The sequence below is a fragment of the Paraburkholderia heleia NBRC 101817 genome (genome assembly GCF_000739775.1).
GTDB classification, from domain to species: Bacteria; Pseudomonadota; Gammaproteobacteria; order Burkholderiales; family Burkholderiaceae; genus Paraburkholderia; species Paraburkholderia heleia.
The window spans coordinates 1-957 of the sequence record NZ_BBJH01000102.1 but is presented as its reverse complement, the minus strand read 5'-3'; the positions used below and the strand labels follow the sequence as shown (position 1 = coordinate 957).

Below are 957 nucleotides of genomic sequence, written 5' to 3'. Positions count from 1 at the left end.
AAACGGCTGGCCGATCGAGTACTTGTACGCCATGGCGACGAGCGTCGGCAGCTTCGCGATCATGCGGATCGCCGACACTTCGCGGTGCTTTGCGTTGTTGATGTCGAGCGAGTCGTGATAGAACGCCGACAGCGCGCCCACTGCGGCGACGAGGATCGCCATCGGGTGTGCGTCGCGACGGAAGCCGCGGAAGAAGAACTGCATTTGCTCGTGAACCATCGTGTGCTGCGTGACGGTCTTCACGAACTCATTCTTCTGTGCCTGGTTCGGCAGTTCGCCGCGGTACAGCAGGTAGCAGGTTTCGAGGAAGTCGGCGTTCTGCGCGAGGTTGTCGATCGGGTAACCGCGGTAGAGCAGCTCGCCCTTGTCCCCGTCGATGTACGTGATCGCCGAGTTGCACGACGCCGTCGACATGAAGCCCGGGTCATACGTGAACTTGCCGGTCTGACCGTACAGTTTGCGGATGTCGATCACATCCGGGCCCATCGTGCCCTTGTAGATCGGCAGTTCGACGCTCGGCGAATTGTCGCTGAACGATAGCGTGGCTTTTACATCAGACGGGGTCATAGCACATCCTCAATCGAAGATAAACACGGGATTCGATAGTTTTGTACGTCCGGCGCGGCGATAGCCCGCACAACTGCGTGCTGCCGCGCTCAGACGTTCCGAAGCAGCTCCAGCACCCGCTTCACGTCCGGGTCGGCAAGGTCGCCTTCTGGTTCCTTGCGTGCGAGCAGCAAGTCCATCAGGTCGTTATCGCTCAGCTCTAGCAGGCGCGTGAGAGCGCCCACGTCGGCGTCGCTGAGTTCATGCTCATGGCGCTCGAAAAACCGCTCAAAAATCAGATCATTTTCGAGCAGGCCGCGCCGCGCGCGCCAGCGAAGACGCGCGCGGCGATGAGGGTCAGACTGGTGCGATTCCATTTCAGAACAGCAACATCAAACTGCGCGGCGGAAC

The 957-nt window shown here is 60.2% G+C and carries 2 protein-coding genes; both read right to left on the bottom strand.

Annotation, left to right across the window (positions count from 1 at the left end):
* On the bottom strand, positions 1-567 hold a 567-nt coding region (locus BHE01S_RS35845; protein WP_042273270.1), incomplete at its 3' end, for a citrate/2-methylcitrate synthase.
* Between the two features lie 89 nt (positions 568-656).
* Positions 657-923 (bottom strand): FAD assembly factor SdhE, encoded by a 267-nt coding sequence (locus tag BHE01S_RS35840; protein ID WP_042273268.1) that lies wholly within the window; start codon positions 921-923, stop codon positions 657-659.
* Positions 924-957 lie beyond the last annotated feature (34 nt).

Bases quoted from the DNA above. Each gene is read 5' to 3' on its own strand.
- BHE01S_RS35840 (WP_042273268.1), bottom strand. From the start codon at position 923: ATGGAATCGCACCAGTCTGACCCTCATCGCCGCGCGCGTCTTCGCTGG.